Here is a 26260-nt window from a genome sequence, read left to right on the forward strand (position 1 = left end):
AGAGAGAGGGATCGTACCGTGCTCTACAGTGACATAGTCATGGACCACTTCAACAATCCACGCAACGTCGGGGTACTCGATGACGCGGACGGGGTTGGTGAGGTAGGCAACCCTGTGTGCGGTGACATGATGAAGATCTCGATTAAAGTCGCAGATGACCGCATCGAAGACATCCGGTTTCAGACGTTGGGATGCGGCGCGGCGATAGCCACATCATCGATCGTCACTGAGATGGCACGTGGCATGACGCTCGGGGAAGCGGTAGCCATCACCAAGAAGCAAGTCGCCGACGAACTTGGCGGCCTGCCGCCTGCGAAAATGCACTGTAGCGTGCTCGCGACCGACGGCCTGAAAAGGGCGGTGGACGACTTTCTCGTCCGCAACGGACGCGAGCCTATCGCGGCAGGCGCGATAGCCCACGACGACCCGGCTTTCGATCCCCACGCGGAGGATCACGACGACGCGTGCGAGGTCGAAGGATAGCCGACACGCCATGAGAGTTTTTGTTGCGATGAGTGGCGGGGTTGACTCGTCGGTTGCTGCGGCGCTCCTTGTCGAGGCCGGTCACGACGTCACCGGTGTCACGATGCAGCTCTTGCCAGAAGGCGACGCTCCCGGGCAGTGCTGCGGAGACGACTCGGTCCGCTCGGCGCGTCGTGTCTGTGATGTGCTCGGCGTGCCCCACTACACGCTGAACATGCGTGAGGTGTTCTCGACTCACGTTATCGAGCCGTTTGTACGAGCGTACGCGCAGGGGATGACGCCAAACCCTTGCATCGCGTGTAACGACCACGTCAAGTTTTCCGTCCTCCTGGCACGAGTGAGAACGCTCGGCGCGGACGCGCTCGCTACGGGACACTACGCACGAATCGTACGTAACGGCGCCGGAAAAGCGCGGCTCGCTCGTGGCGCCGACGCGGGCAAAGACCAGTCGTACTTCCTGTATCGCCTCGTGTCCCCGGCGATCGATAACGTGGTCTTCCCAGTGGGGGAGATGCACAAGGAGCAGGTCCGCACGAAAGCCGCCGCTTGGGGACTGCCCACCGCCGAGCGGGCCGACTCGCAGGAGATATGCTTCGTGCCCGCATCAGGAGTGCCCGCGTTCGTAGGCGCTCGCGTAAAGGATGCGCTTGCCGCAGGACCGATCGTCGATCAGCACGGGGTCGTGCGCGGCTCCCACCGCGGGATCGCCCGCTACACCGTAGGCCAGCGAAAAGGACTCGGAATCGCCTCGTCAGAGCCGCTTTACGTCACAGCGATCGACGCGACCGCACACACGGTGCACGTTGGGCCAAGAGCGCTCCTGGAACAGCGCTTGGTCGTTGCGACGGACGCGGTATGGGGACTGGGCGAAGACGTTGACCGTGAAGGACTGCAAGTCACCGTACAGACGCGATATCGGATGGCACCGGTTTCGGCTATCGCCACGTTCACACCGGCGCGCCCGCGTGGAGGCGATGGGGTCGACACGCTGCGTATCGAGCTCGACATGCCGGTTGCCGGTGTGGCACCCGGGCAGGCTGTCGTATGCTACCGGGGAGACACGGTCGTAGGAGGAGGGGTGGCGAGCAAGACGCGATGAGGATCGACTTGCACACTCACACGTGGCGATGCCGTCATGCGACAGGCACCGCCGAGGAGTACGTCGCGGCCGCCCGCATCGCCGGTATCGACGTGATCGGACTGACCGACCACCTTCCGCTCCCTTCCGGCCTCGACCCGGCAGTGTGCTACGCGATGCCGATCAGTGAATTCGAAACCCATCTCGCGGAATTGCACGAAGTCGCGGCGAACTCTGACGGCGTGCACGTGTGTGTAGGGATCGAAGCCGACTGGCTGCCCTCGCACCCGGGTCACGTCGAGGGCATGCTCGCAGGACGCAAGTTCGACGTCGTCCTCGGCTCTGTCCACATGATCGACGGCTGGACCTTTGATGATCCCGACCTCATCCACATGTGGGATTCGCGCGACGTCGTCGAGGCGTGGGAGCGCTACTTTGCCGAGCTTTGTGACGCTGCCGCGAGCGGACTCTACGATGTGCTCGCTCATCCTGACCTCATCAAAAAGTTCGGTCACAGGCCCGCCGAGGAGCCCCTTGCCCTGTACGACGATGTTGCCGCGCAGCTTGCACGCACGGGTGTGGCTATCGAAGTTTCCTCCGCGGGTCTGCGCAAACCGGTGAGCGAAATCTATCCTGGACATGGCTTGCTTGCGGCGTGCGCGAGAGCGGGAGTCCCCGCCACTACCGCGTCTGACGCCCACACACCCGAAGAGGTCGGTGTTGGGCTTGATGCGGTCCGCGAGGCGCTCGTGCGCGCGGGCTATACGCGCGTCGTCTACTTCGTCGGACGTGAGAAGCGTGAGGTGCCGCTGTGAATCACACGAGTTTGCCTGTTGTTCCCACCGTTGGATCCGTCGTGTCCGCTGTAGCCGATGCGTTTCCGCCCGAGTGGGCCGAGTCCTGGGATCGGATCGGGTTGCTCGCCGGCGATCCGGAGTCACGATGCGAAAGGGTGCTCGTGACCCTCGATCTCACTCGTAGCGCCGTCTCGCGTGCTTTGGCGCTCGGGGCCAATGTCATCGCTACCCACCATCCGCCGTTTCTCGACCCGCCGCAGCGCCTGACTCCCAGCGTCGCGGGTCCGCTCTTCGACGCATTGACCGCAGGTGTCGCCGTCGTGGTCGCCCACACCAATCTCGACCGGGCCCCATCTGGCGCGACCGCGCTGCCCGCACTTCTCGGTCTTGAGGGTGGAGCCCCGCTCGAACAGACCGCGCTGCCGATGTCGTCTGTGATGGTGTACGTCCCGCACGACGCCCTCGCAAAGGTCAAAAGCGCTATGATGGCTGCTGGCGCGGGAAGAATCGGCCGATACGACGGATGCTCGTTTTCTGTCGAGGGAACCGGATCTTTCACTCCGAGGGATGGTTCGCGTCCCGCAATTGGCTCACCCGGATCGCCCACTAGCGTGAACGAGACCCGCCTCGAAGTGGTGTGTCCCAGGTCGCTTGCGCCGTCGGTGATCGCCGCTGTTCGCGACGCCCACCCTTACGAGGAGCCCCTCGTGGTCGTGACGGATGCAGTGATTGCGCGCGGAGACGCGCGGATGGGGCGCGTATGCGATCTCGATCAGGCGATGACGCTCTCGGAGTTTGCCGCACTCGCCGGAAGACTTGCGTGCTGTGCGGCGCGTGTCCGCGGCACGCATGACCACCGGGTTCAGAGAGTGGCGGTGGTAACGGGCTCGGCGGGATCACTCGTGGATTCCGCACTCTCGGCGGGAGCCGAAGCGCTCGTTGCCGGTGAGGTGCGCTATCATGACGCGGCGAGCGCCGTCGAAGCCGGGCTCGCGATAATCGAGCTGGGTCACGACGCCTCCGAGCGGCCGCTTGTCCCCGTACTTGCCGAAGCGGTACGGACAACGCCGGGACTCGACTCCGCAAACGTGATTGTTGACCGCCCGGCACCAGGGTACTGGACACCGTGACAGGAGATGGTGGGATGCACCAGGCGCGTATCTTGCTCGACCTGCAAGAGCACGACCTTGAGATCCGCCGCGACGAGAAGCGTCTCGATGAGCTTCCCGAAAAGCGCGCGATCCTCGAGTTGCGTCACAAAGCCGAGCAGGTCAGGCAGTTGCGCGCAAAGGCGGAGGGGCTTGCCCACCGTCACGAACTGGCCATTGCGGCTACCAACGATGAGATCGCTTTGATTGACGCAAAGATCACCGGCGTCCAGGCGGTACTCGACTCTGGCGGAGTCACAAACCCCAAGGAAGTCCACAACTTGGCACGCGAAATGGACGCGCTCAAGCGGCGCAAGGACAAGCTCGAAAACGATGCCTTGCAGACGATGGAACGACATGAAAAGGCCCTCGGGCAGGCGGAAAAGATCGACGCTGCGCTTTCCGCGCTAAGCTCTCAGGAGTCGGCGCTAATCGATGAGTTCCGTGTTAAGGGAGGAGAGCTCCAGCGCACCCTTGAGCGACGGCGCCAAGAACGTGACGCGCTCGCAACGGTCCTTGGCGCCGCTCTCCGTGAACGCTACGAGTCCGTTCGCGCGGCCAAGGGAGGAATCGGCGCCGCGCGGCTGGACAACACAATGTGCACCGCGTGTCGCGTAGACCTGCCACGTGAGCGAGTGCACGAGCTGCTCGGCGGGCCGGATGTGGGCGTGTGTCCGACATGCAGGCGTCTAATCGTAGTTCGAGGCTTTGACGATGAGTGAGGGCCGTCCAGCTTGCGTCATCTACACTGACGGCGGTGCGCGGGGCAACCCAGGCTTGGCCGGGGCGGGGTGGGTCCTGGTGGGCGAGACGGGAAAAGCGCTGTCTTCGGGCGGGAAATTTCTCGGCGTGGCGACCAACAACGTAGCGGAATACCACGGCGTCATCTGCGGTCTGACCGCCGCGCTGGCTGCGGGATGCGTTTCGGTCGAGGTGCGCTCGGACAGCGAACTCATCGTACGGCAGATGACCGGCCGCTATCGAGTCAAGAACGAGAACCTCAAGCCTCTCTTCTTAGAGGCTTCGGCTCTCGCCTCACGGTTTACACGCGTGCGGTTCACGCACGTGCGTCGCGAGGACAACCGTGACGCGGACCAAATGGCAAACGACGCCATGGATGCCGAGGCGGACGTGGGTGACGCGCCCGGCGATGCTCGCGGACCACAAGGAACGCTCTTCTGAGGAGGTCAACGTGTACGAGCTCACCGTCAAGGGGCACTTCGACGCGGCTCACGCGCTTTACGGGTACCCGGGAGAGTGCCGTGAGCTCCATGGTCACACGTGGGACGTCGAAGTCTGCGTGCGGGGCGAACACCTCGATGAGGTTGGTATTGTCTACGACTTCAAGCGCCTGAAGAGCGATCTCGCTTCGGTGCTCGAGCCGTATGACCACGCGTACCTAAACGAAGTCACGCCGTTTGACACTCTCAATCCCACAGCGGAAAACCTCGCGCGAGTCGTATTCGAGGCGCTCAGTGCGCGTGTGGGTCCGGAGGTGACCGTCACGGAGGTGGCGGTGTGGGAGTCTCCGGTCGCGAAAATCGTGTACCGGAGGTAACACCGGCGATGCGAGGGTATGGCACGGACTCCGCGCGCAAGTATCTGGGTGGGGGAGTTGTGCCAAACAAAGAGTGTCCCGAGAAACCTCGTCTGCGTGGTACCTACCGGACGACTTCCCGTTTCCCTCCATTGCGAAACCGTGTCGCTCAGGCCAACTTGCGTCGTGCCCTTGCTCTCGGCTTCCCGCCGGCGGCTACTGGTACGCCGTCCCTCGGAACTCGCTCGATCCGACTTCTCGGGACAGCTGTCACACTACAGGCACGCGAACCGAGGGTCAAGAGGATTTCAAAGATTTCTTTCAGAACACGCCGAACGGTAGCAGACGCACGCCGAGCGGTACCATTCAAGGACTAGACGGCAAATTTCTCACGAGTACCGCGTGTCGGCCTATGGACGTACTGACCGAATCCCTTAGAATGACCTAACAGAAGTCATTCAGTCAGTACACACCACTCTGACTCGGCCACACGTGTGAAGGGAGGGACCGCTATGCCTACCCCGACACTCGAAGAGTACCTCGAAGTCATCTACAAGCTATCAGAGCGCGGTCAGGTCCGCCCGACCCCCATCGCCGAGCAACTCGGCGTCTCCGGACCGACGGTGACCGCGACCCTGAAGCGACTGGAATCGCGTGGACTGATCACCCGGTCAAACGGCGGAGTCGTACTTACCGGCGAAGGTACCACAATCGCGGTCGACATCATACGAAGGCACCGTATCGCTGAGAGGTTTCTCGTCGACGTGCTAGGTATCAAGTGGGACGACGCTCACGAAGACGCATGCGCGCTCGAGCACGCGCTCTCACCGCGGGTATTGCACGCATTGCAAGAGTTTCTCGACAGTCCCGAGTTCTGTCCGCACGGTCACCCCATTCCGGACGCGCTCGGCGCAATCAAGAAGGTTGAAGGGCGCCTGCTGAGCGATGTTGACCGCGGTGGCGCCACACGTATTCTCCAAGTTCCGGAAGACGATGATGCGATGCTCACGTACCTGGGCTCCATCGGCATGTATCCGGGAACCGAGGTGATCGTGAGCGAGGTCGCGCCGTTTAAGGGACCGCTGCTCGTCGAGGTAAATGGGGTCACTCACGCACTGGGACGCGATGTCGCCGAGCGGATCGTGGTGGAGCTGGCTACCGGCCGCCCGTAAGAGGAGTCGGGACTTTGGTCAGTTACGCGTTGCGGAGTTGATGAGAGGTTCGACGAGGGCATCTCGACTGTCATGGAGGGGCATCACGATGAAGGGCGCCAGTGAGAGTGCGCCGCTTGAATCGAAGCTCGGTAGGCTTGCCGCTCGCTATGACGCTCGAAGCGACACGAACGATGTGCGGTTCGCACTTTCCTCGCCAAGTCATAACTTCGACTGGCAGTGGGAATCAACTGGCTCTCCTGAGCAGTACTTCATCGCGAGCACCACGAAGCTCTATGTGACCGCGCTTGTCATGCAGCTGCGCAACGAGAGTTCGGTTGATCTCGACGTACCGGTGGTCACGTACGTTGGCGATTCACTGATGAGCGGCATCCATGTCCTGAATGGGGTCGATTCGAGCGGTGTGATCACGCTTCGCCAGCTGCTGAGCCATACCTCGGGTATCGCGGATTACTTCGAGCAACGAAGGGGAGACGGTTCCAGCCAGATTACTCACGCGTTGCGCGAGGACTTCTCGTGGACGCTCGACGATGTCTTGCGAATCACGAGGAGCGAACTGATCCCGCGGTTTGCACCTGGAACTCCTGGTAAGGCCTTTTACTCGGACACCAACTTCCAGATTCTTGGCGCTGTAATCGAGGCAGTCACTGGTTGCAGCTACGAGGAGGCGCTCTTTGAGCGCATCCTCAGTCCGCTAGGGCTAAGCGACACCTACCCCTTCACCCGCGAAACCATCGATCGATATGACAGTGTGGCCGCGATGTTGCACGGCGCGTGCCTGGTGCGGATCCCCAAGGCGATGGCGTCGGTTCGCGCTGACGGAGGCATGGTTTCGACCGCCGGAGACGGCCTCGTCTTTTTGCGTGCGTTCATGCGCGGACATCTGTTCCCAGTCGAGTACCTTGATGAGATGCAGCAGCGATGGACCCCGATATTCCCCCCGCTCGAGTACGGCGTGGGCCTCATGCGGTTCGCTCTCCCGCGCTACTACACGATCTTTCGGAAGGTGCCGTTTATGGTGGGGCACTCAGGGGCATCCGGCGCGGTACTGTTCTACGTTCCGAAGCTCGATCTATACGTGTCAGGGACGATCAACCAGATCAAGAAGCGCAGCCTGTCGTACAACCTAATGGTCAGGATGGTCCTGAGCTGTGAGGATGCGTGGCAAGCGTAGCCCCGTCCCAATCGTGACAGACCATCATCACTTCTAATCTGGCGTAGCGCTTGGCGAACGGTACCGAAACCTCGGCCAGCGGCTACTTAGAGTGAACCAGTGTTCACGTATCACCACGAACCGCTTCACATGCACCTTTGGCCGAAGCATGTGACCGTCTGCCGGGACGTGTCTTCCTCTTGCTCACTCCTGTTGCGTACGCTCTGTCAACGACTTCCGCTCCGCAGTGTATTCAGGCACACGACGGCACGGCAGTCGGCTCATGAAATGGTCTCTCGAGTCAGAGCGGCACGGGACAGCTGCACACTGGAGCTGCGCTTTGCCGTTCGGGAAGGAACGATCACGATGTCTGTCTCTCAAGCCGAGGCCGCGACGCCAACACCCGTTCTCGTCGCTCCTACGTATGTACTCTCCCGGTGGACGATTCCCGTCGCTGGCCTGCTTCTGACTTTGATGGGTGGGATTGCATACGCGTGGGGCGTCTTCATCGTCCCGCTGGAGACACAGTTTGGCTGGGTTCGTGCGCAGGCGGCGCTGCCCGTCTCGATCTATCTGGCCGTGTTCAGTATATCGATGATCGTCGGCGGGATCCTTCAGGATCGGCACGGACCTCGTAAGGTCGCAGCAACAGGAGGTGCGCTGTTCCTGGTGGGATACCTGCTTGCCTCGCAGGTCGGCGCGGTTGCGTCCCCGTGGTGGCTGGTGTTTACGTATGGGGTCATCGGAGGATTTGGCTGCGGGCTCGCGTACTGTGTCGCGGTCCCCACCATCAGGAAGTGGTTCCCGGACCGGCCAGGGTTTCCGATCACGCTCGGACTTGTTGGATTCGGGATCGCGTCGGTTATTTTCGCTCCCTGGATCACGAGACTCATCGGTACCGTCGGGATAGAAAACACGTTCCTTCTCCTCGGGATCGTGACAAGCACGGTGACGTTCTTCGCCGCGTGGTTGATGAGGCTTCCGGCGCCTGACTGGACGCCAACGACCACACAGAGCAATGCTTCGAAGGTCAACGGCGGAGTAAACATCCTCGCGTCCCGCTCGGAGACAACCCTTAAAGATGCCCTCCGGACGCCGCTGTTCTACCTGTTGTGGCTCGGCTTCGCCGCCATCATCTTCGGTGGGCTCATGGCGATGACGCACGTGACGCCGTATGGAAAGCTCATCGGTCTTGAGCCAGCTGACGCTGCGCTCGCCATGGTGTTCTTTGGTCTCGCAAACGGGTTTGGCAGGCCAATCGCGGGTCTGGTCGCGGAGCGGTTTGGCCCTGTCAACGTGATGCTTGTGACCTATGTCGTGACCGCCGCGACCTACCTGGCTTTCAACACCGTCGCGACGAACGCCGTCACGCTGTACGCATGCGCGTTCGTGCTCGGTATCGGGTTTGCCGTCACGCTAGGCCTCTTTCCCGTCCTCGCGACTGTGTCGTTCGGGGCGAAGAACCTCGGGGCCGTGTATGGAGGAATCTTCACGGCGTTCGGTGTTTCAGCGTTCTTTGGTCCGATGACAGGAGCGCTTCTCTACGACAGGGCGGGGACGTATATCGTCCCGTTCGCGGTCGCAGGAACGTTCACCATCGTAGGGTGGCTGTTGTGCCTGGTCGCCTTCAAGCTGAAGTACCGCTTGCCGTAGGGGAGCACACAGTTCGTCGCCGCTGATCGTGAGGTCGGCGATACCCTCTCACCGCCGGAGGATCCTCTTGATATATCGAACACATGTTCGGTATAGTAGGGTCCTCCGGTCGAGAGGTCTCCCGTGGGTCGCAACACCGCTATCAAGCAATATGCACCGCTCGCCGAGGGGCGCGCTGACGATCTGTTCTCTAGCCGAGAAGGCCGCACGCCTGTCATCACGGACCTGCGCACGACTCCGTGGTTCGTACGCGCAGCTGAACTCGCACATCCTGGGAGCGCGGGGCTCGGCAAACGCGTTATCGAGCCAGTCACCGTAACGTGGGACGCCGCGCGCCGCGCGCCGACAGCGTTTTTGTGGCGCGCACGCGTCTACGATATCGACAGCATAGTGCAGATGTGGGCGGTCGAGCGCGCGTGGTGGGACGCTGTCAATGTGGTGAGCATGCGGTGCTGGCGCGTGCTCACCGGCAGAGGCGCCACGTATGACCTTGCGTTCGATCGCGTGAACGGGACCTGGCTCCTCCTTAGCGTGTTCGATTAGCGGCCGGTAAACCTTCGTGAGCGGCTCTTCCTTCACGCATCTGCACGTGCATTCGCACTTCAGCTTTGGCGACGGAGCGGCGTCGATCGACGCGCTCGTAGGTCGCGCCGCCGAGCTGGGCTTCGACGCGCTCGCGCTCACCGACCACCAAGGGCTTTCCGGCGCCATCCGTTTCTACCAGGCGGCGCGCGCCGCGGGCATCCGTCCCATCATCGGCGCGGAGGTGGTCGTCGAGACGGCAGGCATCGCCGGTGTGGGCACGGGCGCCACCGAGTGCGACCTGCCGCCCCGCGAGCGGCTCGCGTACCCGCCGCCTGCGGGCTTCGGGCGGGGTGCGGGCTACGGCGGCTTCCACATCACGCTGCTCGCGCGCGACATCACCGGCTACCGCTCGCTTTGCCGCCTGCTCTCCCGCGCACATGTACGGGCACAAAACGAGCCTAGTCTCGTCACCCTCGATGACCTCGCGCGCCACTCAGCGGGGCTCATCGGCATGAGCGGGTGTCCCGGCGGCGAGGTGGGCTCCGCGGTGCTCGCGGACGGGAGCGGGCGGGCGCGTGCGCGGGCGGCACTCGAGCGCCTCGCGGCATGCTTCGAGCCCGGAGCGTTCTACGTCGAACTCATGCACCTGCTCGCACCCGACTCTCCGCGCTATCTCTCCGCGCTCTCCTCGCTCGCGGAGAGCTGCGGCCTGCCGGTGGTTGCTACCAACAACGTCCACTACCTCACTCCGGCTGGGCACCGCATCCACGACGTACTCGCCTCGGCCTCCTCGCGCAGCGTGCTGCCCGGGCCGCTTCAGCGGTCCAACGCGGAGCTGTGGCTCAAGCCCGCTGCCGAGATGCGCCGCCTGTTCGCCGGCCGCGAGCACGCGTGCGACGCCACGCTCGAAATCGCCGAGCGCTGCGATCTCGACTTAGGGCTCGGCGAGTTCCACTTCCCGGCGGCCGATCTCCCTGCGGGCGTGACGGCCGCCTCCGCGCTCGCCCGGCGCTCTCACGAGGGACTTTCCTGGCGCTACCGGCCCGGTGACGGTGAGGCGCACGCCCGGCTCGTCCGCGAACTGGCCATCATCGATGAGCTGGGCTTCTCGGAGTACTTCCTTATCGTCGATGAGATCGTGCGGTTCGCGAAAGAGCGCGGCATCCGCTGCTCGGGGCGGGGGAGCGCGGGCGACAGCATCGTCTCCTACGTGCTCGGCATCACCGACGCCGACCCGGTCGCCTACGACCTGCTCTTCGAGCGCTTCTTGAACCCCGCGCGCCGCCAGATGCCCGACATCGACGTGGACTTCGACTCGGCCAGGCGCGACGAGGTCATCGACTTTATCTACCGGCGCTTTGGCACCGAGCACGTCGCGATGGTCGCGACCGTCAACACCATGACGGCACGCAGCGCGGTGCGCACGGCCGCTCGCGCGTTTGGCCACCCGCTCGCCGAGGTCAACGCGTTCTCGCGGCACCTGCCGTGGGTCGCCGCGCGCCACCTGCGCGAAGTGCTCGCGACCTACCCCGAGTGCGCGAACCACCCACTTCGCGAAACACGCCACGCGCGTATCGTCGAAATCGCCGAACAGCTCGACGCGTGCCCGATGCACCTCGGCACCCATCTCGGCGGCTTCATCATCACGCGCGAGCCCACCTGCACGTGGACGCCGCTCCAGTGGGCGGCCAAAGGCGTGGTCGTCAGTCAGTACGATAAGGATGACATCGAGGCGCTCGGCCTCGTGAAGATGGATATCCTCGGTTTGCGCATGCACTCGGCGATCAGCGAGGCGGTCGAACTCGCCCGCGCGCGCGTCGGCGAGGAGGCCGTGCCCGAGCCCTTCGAGCTCACACCAAACGACCCGCGCGTCTACGACCTCATCGCGCGCGCCGACACCGTGGGCGTCTTCCAACTCGAGTCGAGCGGCCAGCGCAACCTCAACACGCGCCTGCGCGCGGAGCGTTTCGACGACATCGTCGCGGCGATCTCGCTCTTCCGCCCCGGTCCGCTTGAGGCCGAGATGATCACGCCGTTCATCCGCCGCCGGCACGGCATCGAGCCCGTCACCGTCCCGCACCCCGCGATGGCAAAGCCGCTCGCAGACTCCTACGGTGTCATCATCTACCAGGAGCAGGTGCTGCTCGTCGCGCGTGTCGTCGCCGGGTTCGACCTCGCCGAGGCGGACTCGCTTCGCCGCGCGATGACCAAGGGCCGCAGCCGCGCCGAGATGGTGCAGATCCGCGGCCACTTCATCGACCGCGCACTCGGATGCGGGGTCGCCTTCGACGTTGCCGAGGAGGTATTCCGCCAGCTCGAAGGGTTTGCCGCCTACGGTTTCAACAAGGCGCACGCGGCGTGCTTCGCGATCGTCTCGTACGCGAGCGCGTGGCTGCGCACCTACTTCCCAGCCGAGCTCGCGTGCGCAATCCTCAACAACGAACCGATGGGGTTCTACACGCCGCGACTCGTCGTCAACGACGCGCGCCGCCACGGGATCGGCCTGCTCGCGCCTCACGTGAACTCGTCTGCGGCCCGCTACGCGGTCGAGCGCGACGGTGCCGCCATCCGTGTGGGGCTGCGCGACATCCACGAGATGAGTGCGCGGCTGCTCTCAGCTATCGAGCGCGAGCGGGCGGTGCGACCCTTCCGTGACCTCGGCGACTTTCTGCGGCGCACACGCGCCACGCTCTCGGAGGCTGAGAGCCTCGTGCGCGTGGGGGCGCTCGACGGGCTCGGGGTCAGCGAGCACGGCACGCCACCCGGCCGCGACGAGATGCTCGCACTCCTGCCCGAGCTAAAAGCCACGGTCGCGCGCGAGAGCGGTGCCGCCGACGACGTCTTGCTCCTCGCGCCGGGACCGTCGCGCCCCATCGAGGATCCCGCGCACGTAAGCGGCTGGTCGCCGGTGCGGCGTCTCTCGGCGGAGCTTGAACTTCTCGGCCTGTCGCTCACGTGTCACCCGCTCGAAATCGCCGAAAGCGACCTTCACGCTCGGGGGGTGACGTTCGCGCGCGACCTGCCCGCGACACCCGACCGCACGCGTGTCCGCGTGTGCGGGGTGCGCGAGCGGGCGCAAACGCCGCGCACGCGCTCAGGCAGGCGCACGTGCTTTCTTACGCTCGAGGATGCCACCGGTCTGCTCGACATCGTCATCTTCGAGGATGTGCTCGACAAGGCGGGGGAGACGATCGTGAAACATCGCTGCTACCTCATCGAAGGCGTGCTCCAAAACAACCCGGAGCGCGGTCTGGCTATCGTCGCGAAGACGGTCGTGCCGTACGTCGTGCGCACCGCCGCAGGAGACCCTGTGCGCCTGCGGCGCGGCGTGCCGAGCGGTCCGATGGGTCCTGCGCTCGGCGGGGCGGGCGCGCCTGAAGAAGACTCGTGGGAAGCGGCGGGGTGAGGACGGCTTTGGCCGGCTACTCGGCGTCGCCCTCGATGACGCCTTCGAGAGCTCGGACCTCATCGGCGATGATCTCAGGTCCTGCCATACGAATGGAGACACCGTCGAAACGACGACCGGTCACCTCGACGTAGAAGCCCCGCAAGTTGGCCAGTTCCGACTCGATTGTGTCAGCGTTGGCGATCACGGCGATGACCGTGCTTTCGGCACCGTCGGAACTCGCTACGCCCGTGACCGCCCAAAACCCACCCTCTAGTTCGACACGATCCAAGATGCCTACCGCGCGTACGGTCGTCTCATCGATCTCATAGAGACCGGGGGGATCAACGGCCTGGGTACTCCCGGAAGGTTGCGTGACGGACGGAGCGTTCTCCCGCCCGCATCCGCCGATCATGACAATTGACACAAGCACGGCAGCGATCGCGATCCGAGTAACCATCGACATCCTCCGTAATCTTCCCGATTGTCACACCGGCTTCACGGCGTCGGGCGTCCACCTATCGTCCTGCCTGAGCGAATCGCGTCCTCGCCAAACCGCTCCTTGACCGACTCGATGCTTCGCGCGAGCCGCTCACGTTCACGACTCTCGTGGTGGACAACCTCGCCGAGCAAATCGAGCTGGGTCGATGGCGTCTCGAACCCGCTTACGGCAACTCCGAGCAGCCGGATCCCGACGCCAGGAGACCATACTCCAGAAAGCAAGTCGAGCGCTGTTGCCACGATCTCATCGGCATCAGCAGTCGCCACCGGAAGGGTACGCTGCGCGGTGCGAGTCGTAAAATCACTGTATCGCACTTTCAGAGTCACCGTTCGTCCAGCCGATGTTTTGCGACGCAGGCGCGCCGAGACCTTTCGTGCAAGTGCGATGATGGCCGATCGAATCTCGGCGGCCTCGCGCACGTCGACAGCGAACGTCCGCTCATTGGAAACAGACTTCGCGCCTTGACGCACAGCGACCGGACGGTCGTCGACACCGGTTGCGCGAGCAACCATAGTAGAACCGTGCGAGCCGAGAAGCTCGCCTGCTGTCAGCTGATCGAGTGCGCCGAGTACGCCGAGCGTGGTGACACCAGCACGCTCGAGCCGCTCAGCGCTCACCGCACCGATACCCGGAAGCGCGCGAACCGGAAGCTGCGCGAGAAACGCGCTCTCCGTTCCGGGGGCGACGATGGTCAATCCGCGTGGTTTCACATGGTCAGAAGCGATCTTCGCGACCGTCTTCGAAGTCGCAAGCCCGATAGAGCAGGTGACGCCAAGCCGTTCCACGGCGGTCTGAATACGGCGAGCGACAACAACCGGGTGCGAGCCGGTTCTGCCGGGAGTAATGTCGGCATACGCCTCATCGATGGACGCCGGTTCGAGATAGGGCGTCTCGGCTTCGAGAATGCGACGCACCGCTTCGGATAGCTCCGCGTAGCGCCCGAATCGTGGTTTGACCCAGATCGCCCCTGGACACAGCGACGCGGCGCGTGAGGCAGGCATCGCAGAGCGCACCCCAAAGGCACGCGCCTCGTACGAAGCGGTCGAAACAACCCCCCGGCCAGCCGGGTCGCCGCCCACGATAACGGGCATCCCACGCAGAGCCGGATTGTCGAGCTGCTCGACGGCGGCGAAGAACGCGTCCATGTCGAGGTGAAGAATCGCTCGGCCTGTCCACGGTGTCGACGTCTCGTCCATACTGCTTCACAGTGTACCCGCCCACGACGTCTTAAAGGAGTCACATGCGCATCGGCGCACACATCTCGATGGCCCAAGGCCCGCTCGCGGCGCTCGCCTACGCGCGCGATGTCGGCTGCGAGTGCGTGCAAGTCTTCGCAAAGAGCCCTCGCAGGTGGGTGGGAAAGACCCCCGATGTCGAGGCGTCCCGCGCGTTCGCACAGCATCGCGCCGAGTACGGCGTACACGCGGTGTTCACTCACACCGCGTATCTGATCAACCTCGCCGCTGTCGAGCCGGACGCGCGTTCCCGTTCGATCAAAGCCCTTGCCGATGAAATCGATCGCGCACGTCTGCTCGCCGCCGACGCTGTCATCACGCACCTCGGTACCGATCCCTACGGTGATCGCGGTAGCGCCGCTTCGCGGATAGCAAGCGCAATCGAGGCAGCATTTGCCGAGGCGAGCGTAGAAGCTGACCGCGCGCGCACCCCCCGGCTCTTGCTAGAGAACACCGCTGGTGCCGGTGGAACGTACGGGCGTGACGTCGCTGACTTGGCCGCGGTCTTCTCGGCCGCATCACCTGAAGTTCGGCCCCTACTCGGAGTGTGCATCGATACCTGCCACGCCCACGTTGCGGGTATCGACGTAAGCAGCCCGGATGCATGGCGCGCGCTCGTTGCCGCTGTTGAGTCAGGTTGCGGCGAAGGGGTGATACGCGCGCTGCACGCGAACGATGCGATGTATCCGTTCGGGTCGAAGCGCGACCGTCACGCCTGGATAGGCGATGGCACCATCGGATACCAGGGGTTCTCGGCTATGTTGGGAGCACCGCTCGACGAGGACGTGTGTATCCTCACCGAGATGCCAGGCGAGGTGCCGATAAAGGATATGGAGAACATTGGACGCCTCAAGCGCCTGAGGACAGACGCGAAAGGAGCGCCAAGCGGATCAGCCAAGCTCGACGGTTGCCCGCATACGCGTGTGCCTCTAGCATAGGAGGCGCGATGACAGGTCAGTGTGATAATGATGAGAGGTGCCTTCGATGGCGTTCATCCTGCTTTCACGTGATGGTCTTGACGTCGAACTACTTGCCGGGCGGGCGTTCGAGACCCGCAAGGAGGCGCTGGGGGCCTTGCCGGATGTAAGTGCCGCTACGGACTCCCAGGAGTTTTTTATCGCCGATCTCGATGACGCCGTGCCCGTCCTCATCGTCCCGCAGCCGTATCCGGTGGCGCGCTCGGAATCGCCTTCCGAGGCAAGTGCCGGAGCGTGGGAGACGCCCACTGTCGAACAGCTCGAGCCCGAGACGCCTCAGGCACCAGCGGACGGTGTTCCGGACATGGACGCCGAAGAAGCAGCGGCGCTACTCGCCCCACCCATGGCGCCTGTGGGAGACCTCACGGACGCGCTGCGAAGGGCTGCTGGAGCCCTCGAGTCCTCCGGCATCGTCGCGCCAGAGTCGGTCCCGGCTGCGCCCCCTGCCGCAGACTCGGCTGTCACTCACTCAGCTGCCTGGCCGTGGGATGTCTCAGAGACAGACGTTCAAGTAGACGGAAACGCTGGTCTCGTCGAGCCGCCTTCACACGCTCGCGCCGATGATGATATCGCCGTGGGCGACACTCCGGCTGCGATAGTCGAGTACGTGCCGGACCCGCTGGAAGAACCCGCCCGTGATGTCGATGACCTCGTCCGCGCCGACGGTTCCGATGAGGCGATCGCCCTTGGCCGCCCCGTGATAATGGGAGCGTACAACGACCCCGGGGAGTTTGTTGCGGCTGAAGAATCGATGGACCTCACAGGGGGTGTGGAGGATACGCGCCCACCACAAGCTCCCGTCCAGAATGACTCCGGTTTGCTCGCCGACCTCGAAGAGATCGGCGTATCCGACGATACCGGTCAATACGAGCCGGGCTCATCGGATATCGCCGATCTCACGTGCGATGAATGTGTCTACCTGAACACGTGTCCCAAGAAGGGGGAGAGCACTCCCGCGTCGTGCGGCTCATTCCAGTGGAAATCGGTGTAGGACACCCACCTGCTCTAGCGCGCCTCATTCCGCCTCTACCTGCGTAATCGTCATTCTTTCGTGTCTTGCTTGACACGCACCCTTCTGTCGCATAACATTTTGTACTTAGCACGTACGAACACGTGTGCACCGTACACACGAATGTCTCGCTTGTGTACCGGTTACACAAGCGAGACGCTCAACAGAAAGGTGGCAGCAGACGCATGAGCAAGCAGAGTATGTACGTGGTCCTCGCCGTGGTCCTCGTCGCCGTGGCCTTCGTGGCCGGCAGATTTCTCGGTGGCGCCGAACCGCAGCAGACTCCAACCGCGGAGAGCCCTGACGAGGCACCCAAATTTGTCAACGTCTACACGTCCCGTCACTACGGTGTCGAGCCTGTGTTCGAGCGTTTCACGGAGGAGACCGGCATCGAGGTCCGCTTCACCAGTGGTGCCGACGCGCTTCTGAGAGAACGCCTCAAGGCGGAGGGCGAGAACACGCCCGCTGACATGTACATCGCTGTCGACGCGGGCAACCTCTGGCTCGCCGCCGAGGACGGACTCCTGGAATCCATCGATAGTCAAACGCTACGGGACAACATCCCCGAGGAGTTGCGCGATGCTGACGGGCGCTGGTTCGGCCTCACTCAGCGCGTGCGCACTATCCTCTACCACCCTGACAGAGTGACTCCCGAGCAGCTGTCGACGTACGAGGCGCTCGCCGATCCAATGTGGAACGGCCGCCTATTCATGCGTCCCTCGACTCACTCCTACACTCAATCGCTGGTCTCGAGCCTCATCGCAGAGCACGGACCGGCAGGTGCCGAGGAGATCGTGCGCGGTTGGGTGGCGAACCAGCCAACCTACATCGACAGTGATACTAAGATCCTCGAGGCTCTGGCGGCAGGCGAGGGTGACGTCGCTATCACAAACCACTACTATCTCGGCAGGTTGCTTGAAGAAAACCCCGACTTCCCGATTCGCGTGTTCTGGGCGAACCAGGATGATCGTGGAGCTCACGTCAACATCAGTGGAGCCGGTATTACCGCAAACGCACCAAATCGCGACAACGCGCTTGCGTTGCTTGAGTGGCTGAGCGGAACCGGACAGGAGATCTTCGCGAGCAGCAACCATGAGTTCCCTGCCAACCCGGAAGCTGAAGCACATCCCATCATTCAGGAGTTCGGTCCGTTCAAGGCCGACCCGCTTAACAAGGGAGAATTTGGACGCCTTCAGGCTGACGCGGTTAAGCTACTAAACACTGTCGGCTACGAGTAGTGTGCGATAGAGGCAAGAACGGTTGATGTCAGAGCGTCACGGTAGAGTCACGCGAAAGATCATGAAGAGGTGGGGCGCGAACAGCGCCCCACCTCTCGTCGCGCTGTTGATCGCTGGTCTCGCCGTCCTTCCCGTGGGAGTTGTTGCGAGTTCTCTGCTGACACCCACGTTCGAAGTGTGGTCACACCTGTGGGAGACCATTCTCCCCAGAATGGCGCTGAACACCGTGCTGCTCATCGCCGGCGTCGTCAGCGGCACGCTCGTGTTGGGAACTGGCCTCGCCTGGATCGTGACCGCGTACGAGTTTCCGGGCCGCCGCACATTCAAGTGGCTGCTCGTGCTCCCCATGGCGGTTCCGGCCTATATCATGGGATTCATCTACATCGCGCTGCTCGACGGCTCGGGCCCACTCCAATCGGCGCTACGCGACGCGGGTGTTCAGACGGCCGCGTTTCCTGAGATCAGGTCAGCCGCGGGCGTGATCGCCGTCATGACGCTTGTTCTCTATCCCTACGTGTATTTGCTCGCTAAAGCGGGATTCGACGAGATATCCGGATCGATGTTCGAGGCGGCGCGCGCGCTCGGAGCGAGCCGATCACGGCGTTTTTTCAAAGTCGCTTTACCGCTCGCCCGTCCGTCGATCGCGGCAGGTGCCGGACTTGCGGCAATGGAGGCGCTTGCCGACTTCGCGACAGTGAGGTACTTCAACTTCCCGACCGTGTCGGACGGGGTGTTGAGAGTCTGGCACGGACTGATGGACCTGGGGGCCGCGTCCGAGCTCGCGGGCGTGCTTGCCATGTTTACCCTTGTCTTGCTGCTACTGGAGCGCAGCTCAAGACGCAGACGGGCGTACCATCAGTCGAAGGGCAGAATTCCCGGCATACCAGTCACTCGTCTCAAGGGATGGAGTGCGGCAGGGGCGACCTCGGTGTGTGCCGCCACGGTGACTATCGCCTTTGGTATACCGGCTACTCAACTTCTCATCTGGGCTTACCGGGAGATCGGCGACGCGACGCGCGGTGAACTGCGCACCTATGGCGAGCTTGCACTCAACAGTCTCACACTTGCCTTGCTTGCCGCCGGATGCGCCGCTCTCGTCGGCCTGACATTCGCGGCGCTCTCGCGCGTCCGTCCTAGCGGCATCACACGGGCAGCGACAGCCCTCGTGTCGATCGGGTACTCGATGCCAGGCGCGGTAGTCGGCGTGGGCGTCATCCTCGCTCTCGCCGCACTCGACAGGACCGCCAATCGTGCCGGAGAGGTGCTCTTCGGTGTGGCTCCAGGCCTCATATTCGTCGGTTCCCTCGTTGGGCTTGTGTATGCGTATACCGCTCGATTCATGGCTGTTGCCCACAGTAGCATTGACTCCAGCATGGAAAAGATCGCTCCACAGACGGTACTCGCGGCACGCGCCCTGGGAGCGGGACCGCTTCGGGTTGGCTATCGCATACAGTTGCCGCTGATAATCCCTGGCATCACCGCCGGTGCGATCCTCGTCTTCGTCGATGTCATGAAAGAGCTGCCAATAACGGTTCTCCTGCGCCCATTTGGCTACGACACCCTGGCGATCTGGGTGTGGCAGATGGCCGCCGAGTCACTGTGGTCGAGCACAGCGCTGCCAGCGCTTGCGATCGTCGTGACCGGCCTTCTCCCCGTCAAGCTACTGCTTGATGCGAGCGAGACACATGAAAGGAAGCGGTAGTGTCATGAACAAGATTGAGTCTCCCTCAACAACATCGCCTGACTCCTCGCCACATGTGGTCCTGACCGCGGTGCGCAAGGAGTACGTATCCGGTGTTCCCGCGGTCGATGGGATCAGCCTTACGGTTAGCAGGGGGGAGTTCTTCTCTCTACTCGGCCCATCGGGATGCGGAAAGACGACGACCCTTCGACTCATCGCTGGACTAGAAACGGTGACGGAGGGCTCGGTCCTGATCGACGGGATGGAGGTAGCGAGCGCCACCTCACACACGCCACCCGAGGGCAGGCATGTTGGGATCGTCTTCCAGGATTACGCGCTCTTTCCCCACATGACCGTCGATGAGAACATCGCTTTCGGCCTCCACGGGCGTCCAAAAGCTGAAGTGCGGCACCGCGTGACAGAGTTGCTTGGCCTTGTGGGGCTCTCGTCTCTGGGTTCCAGCTATCCACACGAACTTTCCGGAGGTCAGAGACAACGTGTGGCGCTTGCGCGCTCACTGGCTCCCGCGCCCGAGATCATGCTGCTCGACGAGCCGTTCTCGAATCTCGACGCCGAACTCAGGGCATCACTTCGTGAAGAGACCCGCGAGATACTGAAGTCCCAAGGTGCCACCACGATCCTCGTCACACACGACAGGGAAGAAGCATTCTCACTGTCCGATCGCATCGGCTTGCTCAACAATGGGCTGCTAGAACAGGTGGGGGCCGCTTATGACGTATACCATCATCCCGTCAACGCGTTTGTGGCGGAGTTCACGGGAAAAGTGGACTTTCTTCCTGCCGAGGTATGCGGAGACCGGCTGATCACGGGACTCGGGGAGTTCCTGGCGAGTTCCCCATTACCTGCCGGATGCGTCAGCGGCAAACTGATGGTTCGTCCCGACGACATCACGATCGCCGAAGACCCGCTCGGCATCGCGCGGATCATCGACATCGAATTCCTCGGCGGAAGCGCGCTTTACACCCTAGAGCTGGAAAACGGGTTGCGTTTTCATTCACTCATGTCATCCACCCGGCTTCTCGCGCCGGACGTCCGCGTAAGGATCGAGACCGATCTAGCGCACCTTGTGTTCCTTCCCTCGGAAACGTAGGGCCGTCGTCGCACCCGTCTCTTCACGGTCGTGGGCTCAAGGGTGACGCTTCTGGGCCGATACAGTAGTATGGATCGTGTACGCGCGCCTCTGAAACGGGGAGATCATGTCACACTCTAGTCGCAGCAAGGTCTGTAGCGTGTTCGTCGCGGCCCTCCTGGTCGTGTCGCTTATCCCGCAGCCCGCTTTTGGTTCGGTGAGCGACATCCCGAGCCCCCTCGGCGAATTTGTCACTAACCCCCACGGGTGGGTCGACTGGAACAACCCGGACCTCAACTGGCGTCAGGGATGGGGCAATTCGACAACGGTTAAGTACCTGCTCAACCTTCCAGCGATGGACGAGTACGACCACTCCCGCGAGGGCAACATCCGGCACGTGCACTACCGATTCGACCGTAGCCTCCTCGTTCGGGATGTCATACCTGGCGGTGAACGCGTCGACATGAGCACGGTATTTCCCGCGGACGGCGTCGTCGATATCCAGAAGGACCTCGTATCTCACTGGTACTTGGAACCAGAATCGGCGTGGGGCTACGTTCCGCTCGCGGCTCAGAAGCACCCCTTTGAGGGGATCTGGAGCTTTGCATACCGTTTTGAGGCTGATGGCCCGTTAGGCAACGAAAGCGTGCTGTCGTCCAACACCATCGGCCCGATCACTTTAGGCATCGACGTCACTGCGCCACTGCAGGTGCGGACACTTACAGCGAAACCGTCGGAGCGGTACACGGGCCCCACCGGTCCATGGACCGCCTCAACACAGGCGTTCGTCTTCTGGGAGGACCGTCAGTACGACGACCTGTCGGGCACCGCGAACTTCGAGGTGCAGGTCAACGGCGAAACACGCGGAAAGCCGGTGTTCTATCTGCCGCCCACCAAGCCCTACGTCACGATTCACGACATGCCGCCCGGTACAAGCACGATCCGGGTACGCGCCGTAGACCGTGCAACCAATCCGGGGCCGTGGGCCACCACCACATTTCGCTCTGATCCCGACGTGCCAACGTTGAAGATCACCCGCCCAGCCAAGGATAACGCTCTCATAGGGGCGTTTTACACCTTCGAAGCCGAGGCGACTGACCTTGCAGGCATCCGCTGGGTGCGCTTTTCGATCGATGGAGCCCCGGTTGGCACGGTCACCAAACCTCCATACCGCTTGGCCCTCGACATGCGAAAGTACAGGAACGGCGCTCATACATTGACTGTCGAGACTCAAGACATGCTCGGTCGCATCGTCAAGCAGACCCGGCCCTTCAATCTTGACAAGATCATTCCGCACATACGTGATGTGCGGGACGCGCCGGATCCGTTCTATCCAATCATCCGTGAGGGCTACAAAGACAACATGACCGTCCACATGAATCTCACCAAAGACGTCCACGTCATGCTGTTCGTATACAACTCAGATGGCGAACTCGTGGCGACGCGTCAAGGGCGCCGAGCGGCCGGGAACGCGAACATCTCCTGGAACGGCGCACACGACGCCGACGGCTCAACCAGCACCGGAACGTACTCGTACAGGCTCCGCGTGAACGACTGGGCTGGCAACGTGACCTGGTCGGGAAGAGGGCACACGACGATACGGGATTACGAGATCGTACGCGTCGCGCCTAACGCGGTTCGGGTTATTCCGCGCTAGATTCGCGCGATGAACGCCGATACGCACTCCGGATTTTAGAGGCGGCCACACGGTGGCCGCCTCTTCTCATGCAATTGGGGAGTGGGCCGGTAAGCCGGATTCTGTCGAGGACGATCATCTATCTGGGACCGCCGTCGCCGACGGCCTCACGCGGGCTGACCCGAGCGACGGCCGGGCAGGCCTTAACCGCTCCTATTCGCCCTTGCTCCAGGTGGGGTTTGCCAAGCCGTCACGTCGCCGTGACGCTGGTGCGCTCTTACCGCACCGTTTCAGCTTTTCTCCCGCGCGTGCGGGGGAGTTTTCTTTTCTGTGGCACTTTCCGTCGCGTCACCGCGCCCTGCCGTTAGCAGGCACCTTGCCCTGTGGAGTCCGGACTTTCCTCACGCGCATCGTGTGCGCGCGCGATCGCCTGACCCACTCCGCTAACCATTCTAGCAGGTTCATGCGGGGTCGAAGGGTGACCTAGCTCTGCCGCCCGCGTGCTTGCAGTTTGGCCCACGTGTCCTTGAGCGAAACTGTCCTGTTGAAGACTGGCGCATCCGGCTGAGAATCCCTGTCAACACAGAAATATCCAAGGCGTTCGAATTGCACCGTGACGCCAGGTTCGACTTGAGCGAGCGCCGGTTCAACAAAGGAGCCGCTTAAGACAGTTTCTGATGACGGGTTGAGGTCTTCAAGCAGATCTTTGCCATCTCTTCCAGGGTACGGCTCAGTGAACAGATGGTCGTAGAGGCGAACCTCGGCCGGAATGGCATGTTCCGCGGACAGCCAGTGAAGGGTCGCTTTCGGTCGCCTGCCATCCGGAGAACTTCCTCCCCGTGTCTGCGGATCGTACGTACACCGTAGCTCTACGACGCGACCCGTCTCGTCCTTGACAACCTCAGTGCAAGTAATGAAGTACGCCGAGCGAAGACGCACTTCTCGGCCAGGGGCAAGGCGAAAAAACTGCTTGGGCGGGTCTTCCATGAAGTCGTCGTGCTCAATCCAGAGCTCCCTTGAGAAGGGAACCCTTCGTGTACCGGCATCCGGGTCCTCGGGGTTGTTCTGGACGTCGACGTACTCGAGCTCGCCTTCCGGGAAATTCTCGATGATGAGCTTAAGGGGCTTGAGTACGGCGAACCGCCGCTGCGCGTCGCGATTGAGCACATCGCGCACTGCGTGTTCGAGCATCTCGACCTCGACGACGCTATCCGCTCTCGCGACCCCGATCATCGCCGCGAAGTCGCGGATCGCCTCGGCAGAAAATCCCCGGCGGCGCAGTCCCGAGAGCGTAGGCATCCGCGGATCATCCCAGCCACGCACGTGGCCCTCACTGACAAGACGAGATAAAACGCGCTTGGAAAGTACGGTGTGGGTTAGGTTTAGGCGCGCGAACTCGTACTGCCGGGGACGGGACGGGACCGGCAGATTGTCGATGAACCAGTCGTACAGCGGCCGGTGGTCCTGGAACTCGAGCGTGCAGATGGAGTGCGTGACGTGCTCGATCGCGTCGGACTGCCCATGCGCGAAGTCGTACGAGGGGTAGATGCACCAGGCGTCACCTGTGCGATGGTGCGCCGTGTGGAGTATCCGGTACATCACCGGATCGCGAAGGTTGATGTTTGGGGACGCCATGTCGATTTTTGCCCGCAGGACCCTCGACCCGGTCAGAAACTCACCGTTGCGCATGCGGGCGAACAGATCGAGGTTCTCTTCCACCGTACGGCCACGCCATGGGCTTTCCTGCCCGGGCTCCGTGAGGGTTCCACGGTAGGCACGTATCTCCTCGGCGGAAAGATCGTCTACGTACGCCTTACCAGACCTGATGAGGGCAAGCGCCCACTGGTAGAGCTGTTCGAAGTAGTCTGAGGCGAAGTAGAGGTGGTTGCCCCAGTCAAATCCAAGCCAGCGGACGTCCGTTTCAATAGAGTCGATGTACTCCTGCTCCTCTTTGACCGGATTCGTATCATCGAATCGCAGGTGACACGCCCCGCCAAACTCTCCTGCGATCCCGAAGTTCAGACAGATCGACTTTGCGTGGCCGATGTGGAGGTAGCCATTGGGCTCCGGCGGAAAGCGAGTAATCACGCTCGGGTGACGGCCCTCGCGAAGATCAGAGGCGACGATATCGCGAATGAAATCCGAGCGCTCCGGCGGAGATGATGTGTTCGCATCCATGGTGGACGAGGATACCACAGGACCGCCGCGCAATTGCCTCCCCGAAGCGTGAGAAGACCCCCGCTAATGAGCGGGGGTCTTCTTTCGTTGCTGGTAGCCCGTACGGGATTCGAACCCGTGGTTTCCGCCTTGAGAGGGCGGCGTCCTCACCGCTAGACCAACGGGCCGTTCTGGCTGGGGTACTAGGGCTCGAACCTAGACTCTTCGGAACCAGAATCCGACGTGTTGCCAGTTACACCATACCCCAGTACCTCGCCTGTGCGCCAAAGGGCACGAACAGGTATATTACGGGGGGCCACAGGGCCTGTCAACAGGGCACGAACGGGTTCTGACCCAGTCACCGCATGGAGCCGTTCCCCGCGTCCGCCGATCGGCTGTTGCACGCGGCTCGAATTCGATCAAGCGTGGACTTAGCTCCTAGCAGTGCGATCGACTCAAACAGCGGAAGACTTACGGTCGATCCCGATATCGCAACGCGGACGGCCTGGAACGCAATCTTTGCCTTTACGCCCGTCGCTTCGGGCACGGACCTGAGCGCGGCCTCAATTGCTTCAGGAGTGAATTCGTCGAGGGTGCCCAGTGCGTCAGCAGCCGCGTCAAGGGCGGCTGTGGCCCCGTCCACTCCAAGAACGTTGATCCGTGCGTCCTCATCGATCTGCACAGCGTCTGAGAACAGGAACGCAACCATCGGCACGATCTCGTCCAGCCGCTTTGCACGCTCTGATACGAGTGGTGCGAGCTCGATGAGCCACGAACGCCGGGAATCCGCCTCGTCCTTTGAGATCAGACCCGCTTCAACAAGTGTTGGCACCATATGTTCGACGAATGTCTCGGCAGACATCTCCCGAAGGTAGACGCCGTTCATCCACGCGAGCTTCTCGGCATCGAAAACGGCCGGATTCTTTGAGACTCGCTCGAGGGAGAAGGAGGACACTAAGGTCTCGCGGTCGATGATTGTCGTCCTGTCATCGAGCGACCAGCCGAGAAGGGCAAGGTAGTTGACGATCGCCTCGGGAATGAAGCCGAGGTCCCGGTAGTCCTCGACGCTTGCCGCACCGTGACGCTTGGACAGGCGCTTGCCGTCCGGTCCCCAGATCATAGACAAGTGGGCGAAGACAGGCACAGCCGCTCCAAGCGCTTCGAAGACAAGTATCTGGCGGGGCGTGTTTGACAGATGGTCGTCCCCGCGGATCACGTGTGTGATCTCCATGGCTGCGTCGTCGACGACGGTCGCGAAGTTGTAGGTGGGTGTTGCGTCCGATCTGACCACGATGAAGTCGTCGAGCACGTCGGCGGCGAAGGTGCTGGTACCGCGCACCGCGTCCTCGAACGAGACAGCACCACGGTCGTCGGGCACTCTCAGCCGCCATGCGTGGGGCGTACCGACGGCGATTCGCTCACTCACCTCCTGTGCCGAAAGCGCGCGGCACGTCTTGGCGTACCCGATGTGTCCGCCGTGTGCCCGAGCCGCCTCGCGTGCTGCGTCGAGCTCTTCCGGGGAGCAAAAGCAAGGGTAGACCGCTTTTGAGGCCTTGAGCCGCTTGAGCGCGACAGTGTAGGTGTCGCCTCGCTGCGCCTGGAAGTACGGTCCCCACGCGCCGCCTACGTCAGGACCTTCGTCCCAGTCGATGCCGAGCCAGCGCAACGACTCCAGAATCTGACGGGTGTGCTCCTCACGGGAACGTTCTGGATCGGTGTCGTCGATTCTCAAGATGAGCGACCCGTGGTGACGGCGGGCGTACGCCCAATTGTAGATAGCGGTGCGGGCCCCGCCGATGTGCAG

At 62.6% G+C, this 26260-nt stretch carries 22 protein-coding genes, 2 tRNA genes and 1 other RNA gene; 18 read left to right on the forward strand and 7 right to left on the reverse strand.

Annotated elements, in window-relative coordinates:
* The first annotated feature begins 18 nt into the window (after window positions 1-18).
* The 12 genes from KGZ40_02100 (at window position 19) to KGZ40_02155 (ending at window position 12952) form a co-directional block, all read left to right on the forward strand.
* On the forward strand, window positions 19-483 hold the full coding sequence (locus KGZ40_02100; GenBank protein MBS3956317.1) for an iron-sulfur cluster assembly scaffold protein: 465 nt from the start codon (window positions 19-21) through the stop codon (window positions 481-483).
* Window positions 484-493: 10 nt separating this feature from the next.
* Complete coding sequence (mnmA, locus tag KGZ40_02105; protein MBS3956318.1) at window positions 494-1582, forward strand: tRNA 2-thiouridine(34) synthase MnmA; 1089 nt, start codon at window positions 494-496, stop codon at window positions 1580-1582.
* A complete protein-coding gene (locus KGZ40_02110) occupies window positions 1579-2376 on the forward strand; it encodes a histidinol-phosphatase HisJ family protein (GenBank protein MBS3956319.1) in 798 nt (265 codons plus the stop codon). Before mnmA ends, KGZ40_02110 begins: the two co-directional genes overlap by 4 nt.
* On the forward strand, window positions 2373-3488 hold the full coding sequence (locus KGZ40_02115; GenBank protein ID MBS3956320.1) for a Nif3-like dinuclear metal center hexameric protein: 1116 nt from the start codon (window positions 2373-2375) through the stop codon (window positions 3486-3488). Before KGZ40_02110 ends, KGZ40_02115 begins: the two co-directional genes overlap by 4 nt.
* Window positions 3489-3502: 14 nt before the next feature.
* Entirely contained in the window at window positions 3503-4228 is a 726-nt protein-coding gene (locus KGZ40_02120; GenBank protein MBS3956321.1) for a hypothetical protein, read from the forward strand.
* Entirely contained in the window at window positions 4221-4688 is a 468-nt protein-coding gene (locus tag KGZ40_02125; GenBank protein MBS3956322.1) for a ribonuclease HI family protein, read from the forward strand. Before KGZ40_02120 ends, KGZ40_02125 begins: the two co-directional genes overlap by 8 nt.
* Window positions 4689-4698: 10 nt before the next feature.
* Window positions 4699-5064: a 6-carboxytetrahydropterin synthase QueD gene (queD, locus tag KGZ40_02130; GenBank protein ID MBS3956323.1), complete on the forward strand. Its 366-nt coding sequence runs from the start codon at window positions 4699-4701 to the stop codon at window positions 5062-5064.
* Window positions 5065-5555: 491 nt separating this feature from the next.
* Window positions 5556-6215: a metal-dependent transcriptional regulator gene (locus KGZ40_02135; protein MBS3956324.1), complete on the forward strand. Its 660-nt coding sequence runs from the start codon at window positions 5556-5558 to the stop codon at window positions 6213-6215.
* 88 nt (window positions 6216-6303) lie between these two features.
* A complete protein-coding gene (locus KGZ40_02140; protein MBS3956325.1) occupies window positions 6304-7389 on the forward strand; it encodes a beta-lactamase family protein in 1086 nt (361 codons plus the stop codon).
* Window positions 7390-7734: 345 nt separating this feature from the next.
* Window positions 7735-9021, forward strand: a complete 1287-nt coding sequence (locus KGZ40_02145; GenBank protein ID MBS3956326.1) for an OFA family MFS transporter — start codon at window positions 7735-7737, stop codon at window positions 9019-9021.
* A gap of 123 nt (window positions 9022-9144) precedes the next feature.
* Window positions 9145-9564: a hypothetical protein gene (locus KGZ40_02150; GenBank protein MBS3956327.1), complete on the forward strand. Its 420-nt coding sequence runs from the start codon at window positions 9145-9147 to the stop codon at window positions 9562-9564.
* A 16-nt stretch (window positions 9565-9580) separates the two neighbouring features.
* Window positions 9581-12952, forward strand: coding sequence for a DNA polymerase III subunit alpha (locus tag KGZ40_02155; GenBank protein ID MBS3956328.1), 3372 nt, complete (start codon window positions 9581-9583; stop codon window positions 12950-12952).
* A 16-nt stretch (window positions 12953-12968) separates the two neighbouring features.
* Here KGZ40_02155 and KGZ40_02160 read toward each other — a convergent pair whose 3' ends face one another.
* Together KGZ40_02160 and dinB are read right to left on the reverse strand one after the other, a co-directional pair.
* Window positions 12969-13391 carry a hypothetical protein gene (locus KGZ40_02160; protein ID MBS3956329.1) on the reverse strand — a complete coding sequence of 141 codons (423 nt, stop codon included), beginning with the start codon at window positions 13389-13391 and terminating at the stop codon, window positions 12969-12971.
* Between the two features lie 38 nt (window positions 13392-13429).
* Entirely contained in the window at window positions 13430-14629 is a 1200-nt protein-coding gene (gene dinB, locus KGZ40_02165) for a DNA polymerase IV (GenBank protein ID MBS3956330.1), read from the reverse strand.
* Window positions 14630-14673: 44 nt separating this feature from the next.
* On the opposite strand from dinB, the gene KGZ40_02170 reads away from it, so the two are divergent.
* The 6 genes from KGZ40_02170 to KGZ40_02195 all read left to right on the forward strand — a co-directional run bounded on the left by KGZ40_02170 (window position 14674) and on the right by KGZ40_02195 (window position 22320).
* Complete coding sequence (locus KGZ40_02170) at window positions 14674-15606, forward strand: deoxyribonuclease IV (GenBank protein ID MBS3956331.1); 933 nt, start codon at window positions 14674-14676, stop codon at window positions 15604-15606.
* Between the two features lie 46 nt (window positions 15607-15652).
* Window positions 15653-16636, forward strand: a complete 984-nt coding sequence (locus KGZ40_02175; GenBank protein ID MBS3956332.1) for a hypothetical protein — start codon at window positions 15653-15655, stop codon at window positions 16634-16636.
* Between the two features lie 203 nt (window positions 16637-16839).
* Complete coding sequence (locus tag KGZ40_02180; protein MBS3956333.1) at window positions 16840-17892, forward strand: extracellular solute-binding protein; 1053 nt, start codon at window positions 16840-16842, stop codon at window positions 17890-17892.
* A gap of 25 nt (window positions 17893-17917) precedes the next feature.
* Entirely contained in the window at window positions 17918-19594 is a 1677-nt protein-coding gene (locus KGZ40_02185) for an iron ABC transporter permease (protein MBS3956334.1), read from the forward strand.
* A gap of 4 nt (window positions 19595-19598) precedes the next feature.
* Entirely contained in the window at window positions 19599-20684 is a 1086-nt protein-coding gene (locus tag KGZ40_02190; protein ID MBS3956335.1) for an ABC transporter ATP-binding protein, read from the forward strand.
* 106 nt (window positions 20685-20790) lie between these two features.
* Window positions 20791-22320 carry a hypothetical protein gene (locus tag KGZ40_02195; protein MBS3956336.1) on the forward strand — a complete coding sequence of 510 codons (1530 nt, stop codon included), beginning with the start codon at window positions 20791-20793 and terminating at the stop codon, window positions 22318-22320.
* Window positions 22321-22394: 74 nt separating this feature from the next.
* On the opposite strand, the gene rnpB is transcribed toward KGZ40_02195, so the two are convergent.
* The 5 genes from rnpB to KGZ40_02220 all read right to left on the reverse strand — a co-directional run.
* Window positions 22395-22741: RNase P RNA component class A (gene rnpB / locus KGZ40_02200), an RNA gene on the reverse strand.
* 41 nt (window positions 22742-22782) lie between these two features.
* On the reverse strand, window positions 22783-24477 hold the full coding sequence (locus tag KGZ40_02205; GenBank protein ID MBS3956337.1) for a glutamine--tRNA ligase/YqeY domain fusion protein: 1695 nt from the start codon (window positions 24475-24477) through the stop codon (window positions 22783-22785).
* A 91-nt stretch (window positions 24478-24568) separates the two neighbouring features.
* Window positions 24569-24644: transfer RNA gene (locus KGZ40_02210), tRNA-Glu, on the reverse strand.
* A 4-nt stretch (window positions 24645-24648) separates the two neighbouring features.
* Window positions 24649-24724: transfer RNA gene (locus KGZ40_02215), tRNA-Gln, on the reverse strand.
* 90 nt (window positions 24725-24814) lie between these two features.
* Window positions 24815-26260 (reverse strand): glutamate--tRNA ligase (locus KGZ40_02220; GenBank protein MBS3956338.1); only part of this gene is annotated, 1446 nt, incomplete at its 5' end.

The sequence above is a fragment of the Clostridiales bacterium genome (assembly GCA_018333995.1).
Classification (GTDB): domain Bacteria; phylum Actinomycetota; class Coriobacteriia; order Anaerosomatales; family SLCP01; genus JAGXSG01.

Excerpts from the sequence above, each read along its gene's own strand:
- mnmA (MBS3956318.1), top strand. The coding sequence starts at position 494 with ATGAGAGTTTTTGTTGCGATGAGTGGCGGGGTTGACTCGTCGGTTGCT.
- KGZ40_02110 (MBS3956319.1), top strand. The coding sequence starts at position 1,579 with ATGAGGATCGACTTGCACACTCACACGTGGCGATGCCGTCATGCGACA.
- KGZ40_02120 (MBS3956321.1), top strand. The coding sequence starts at position 3,503 with ATGCACCAGGCGCGTATCTTGCTCGACCTGCAAGAGCACGACCTTGAG.
- KGZ40_02125 (MBS3956322.1), top strand. The coding sequence starts at position 4,221 with ATGAGTGAGGGCCGTCCAGCTTGCGTCATCTACACTGACGGCGGTGCG.
- KGZ40_02135 (MBS3956324.1), top strand. The coding sequence starts at position 5,556 with ATGCCTACCCCGACACTCGAAGAGTACCTCGAAGTCATCTACAAGCTA.
- KGZ40_02140 (MBS3956325.1), top strand. The coding sequence starts at position 6,304 with ATGAAGGGCGCCAGTGAGAGTGCGCCGCTTGAATCGAAGCTCGGTAGG.
- KGZ40_02145 (MBS3956326.1), top strand. The coding sequence starts at position 7,735 with ATGTCTGTCTCTCAAGCCGAGGCCGCGACGCCAACACCCGTTCTCGTC.
- KGZ40_02160 (MBS3956329.1), bottom strand. The coding sequence starts at position 13,391 with ATGGTTACTCGGATCGCGATCGCTGCCGTGCTTGTGTCAATTGTCATG.
- dinB (MBS3956330.1), bottom strand. The coding sequence starts at position 14,629 with ATGGACGAGACGTCGACACCGTGGACAGGCCGAGCGATTCTTCACCTC.
- KGZ40_02170 (MBS3956331.1), top strand. The coding sequence starts at position 14,674 with ATGCGCATCGGCGCACACATCTCGATGGCCCAAGGCCCGCTCGCGGCG.
- KGZ40_02175 (MBS3956332.1), top strand. The coding sequence starts at position 15,653 with ATGGCGTTCATCCTGCTTTCACGTGATGGTCTTGACGTCGAACTACTT.
- KGZ40_02180 (MBS3956333.1), top strand. The coding sequence starts at position 16,840 with ATGAGCAAGCAGAGTATGTACGTGGTCCTCGCCGTGGTCCTCGTCGCC.
- KGZ40_02185 (MBS3956334.1), top strand. The coding sequence starts at position 17,918 with ATGTCAGAGCGTCACGGTAGAGTCACGCGAAAGATCATGAAGAGGTGG.
- KGZ40_02190 (MBS3956335.1), top strand. The coding sequence starts at position 19,599 with ATGAACAAGATTGAGTCTCCCTCAACAACATCGCCTGACTCCTCGCCA.
- KGZ40_02195 (MBS3956336.1), top strand. The coding sequence starts at position 20,791 with ATGTCACACTCTAGTCGCAGCAAGGTCTGTAGCGTGTTCGTCGCGGCC.
- KGZ40_02205 (MBS3956337.1), bottom strand. The coding sequence starts at position 24,477 with ATGGATGCGAACACATCATCTCCGCCGGAGCGCTCGGATTTCATTCGC.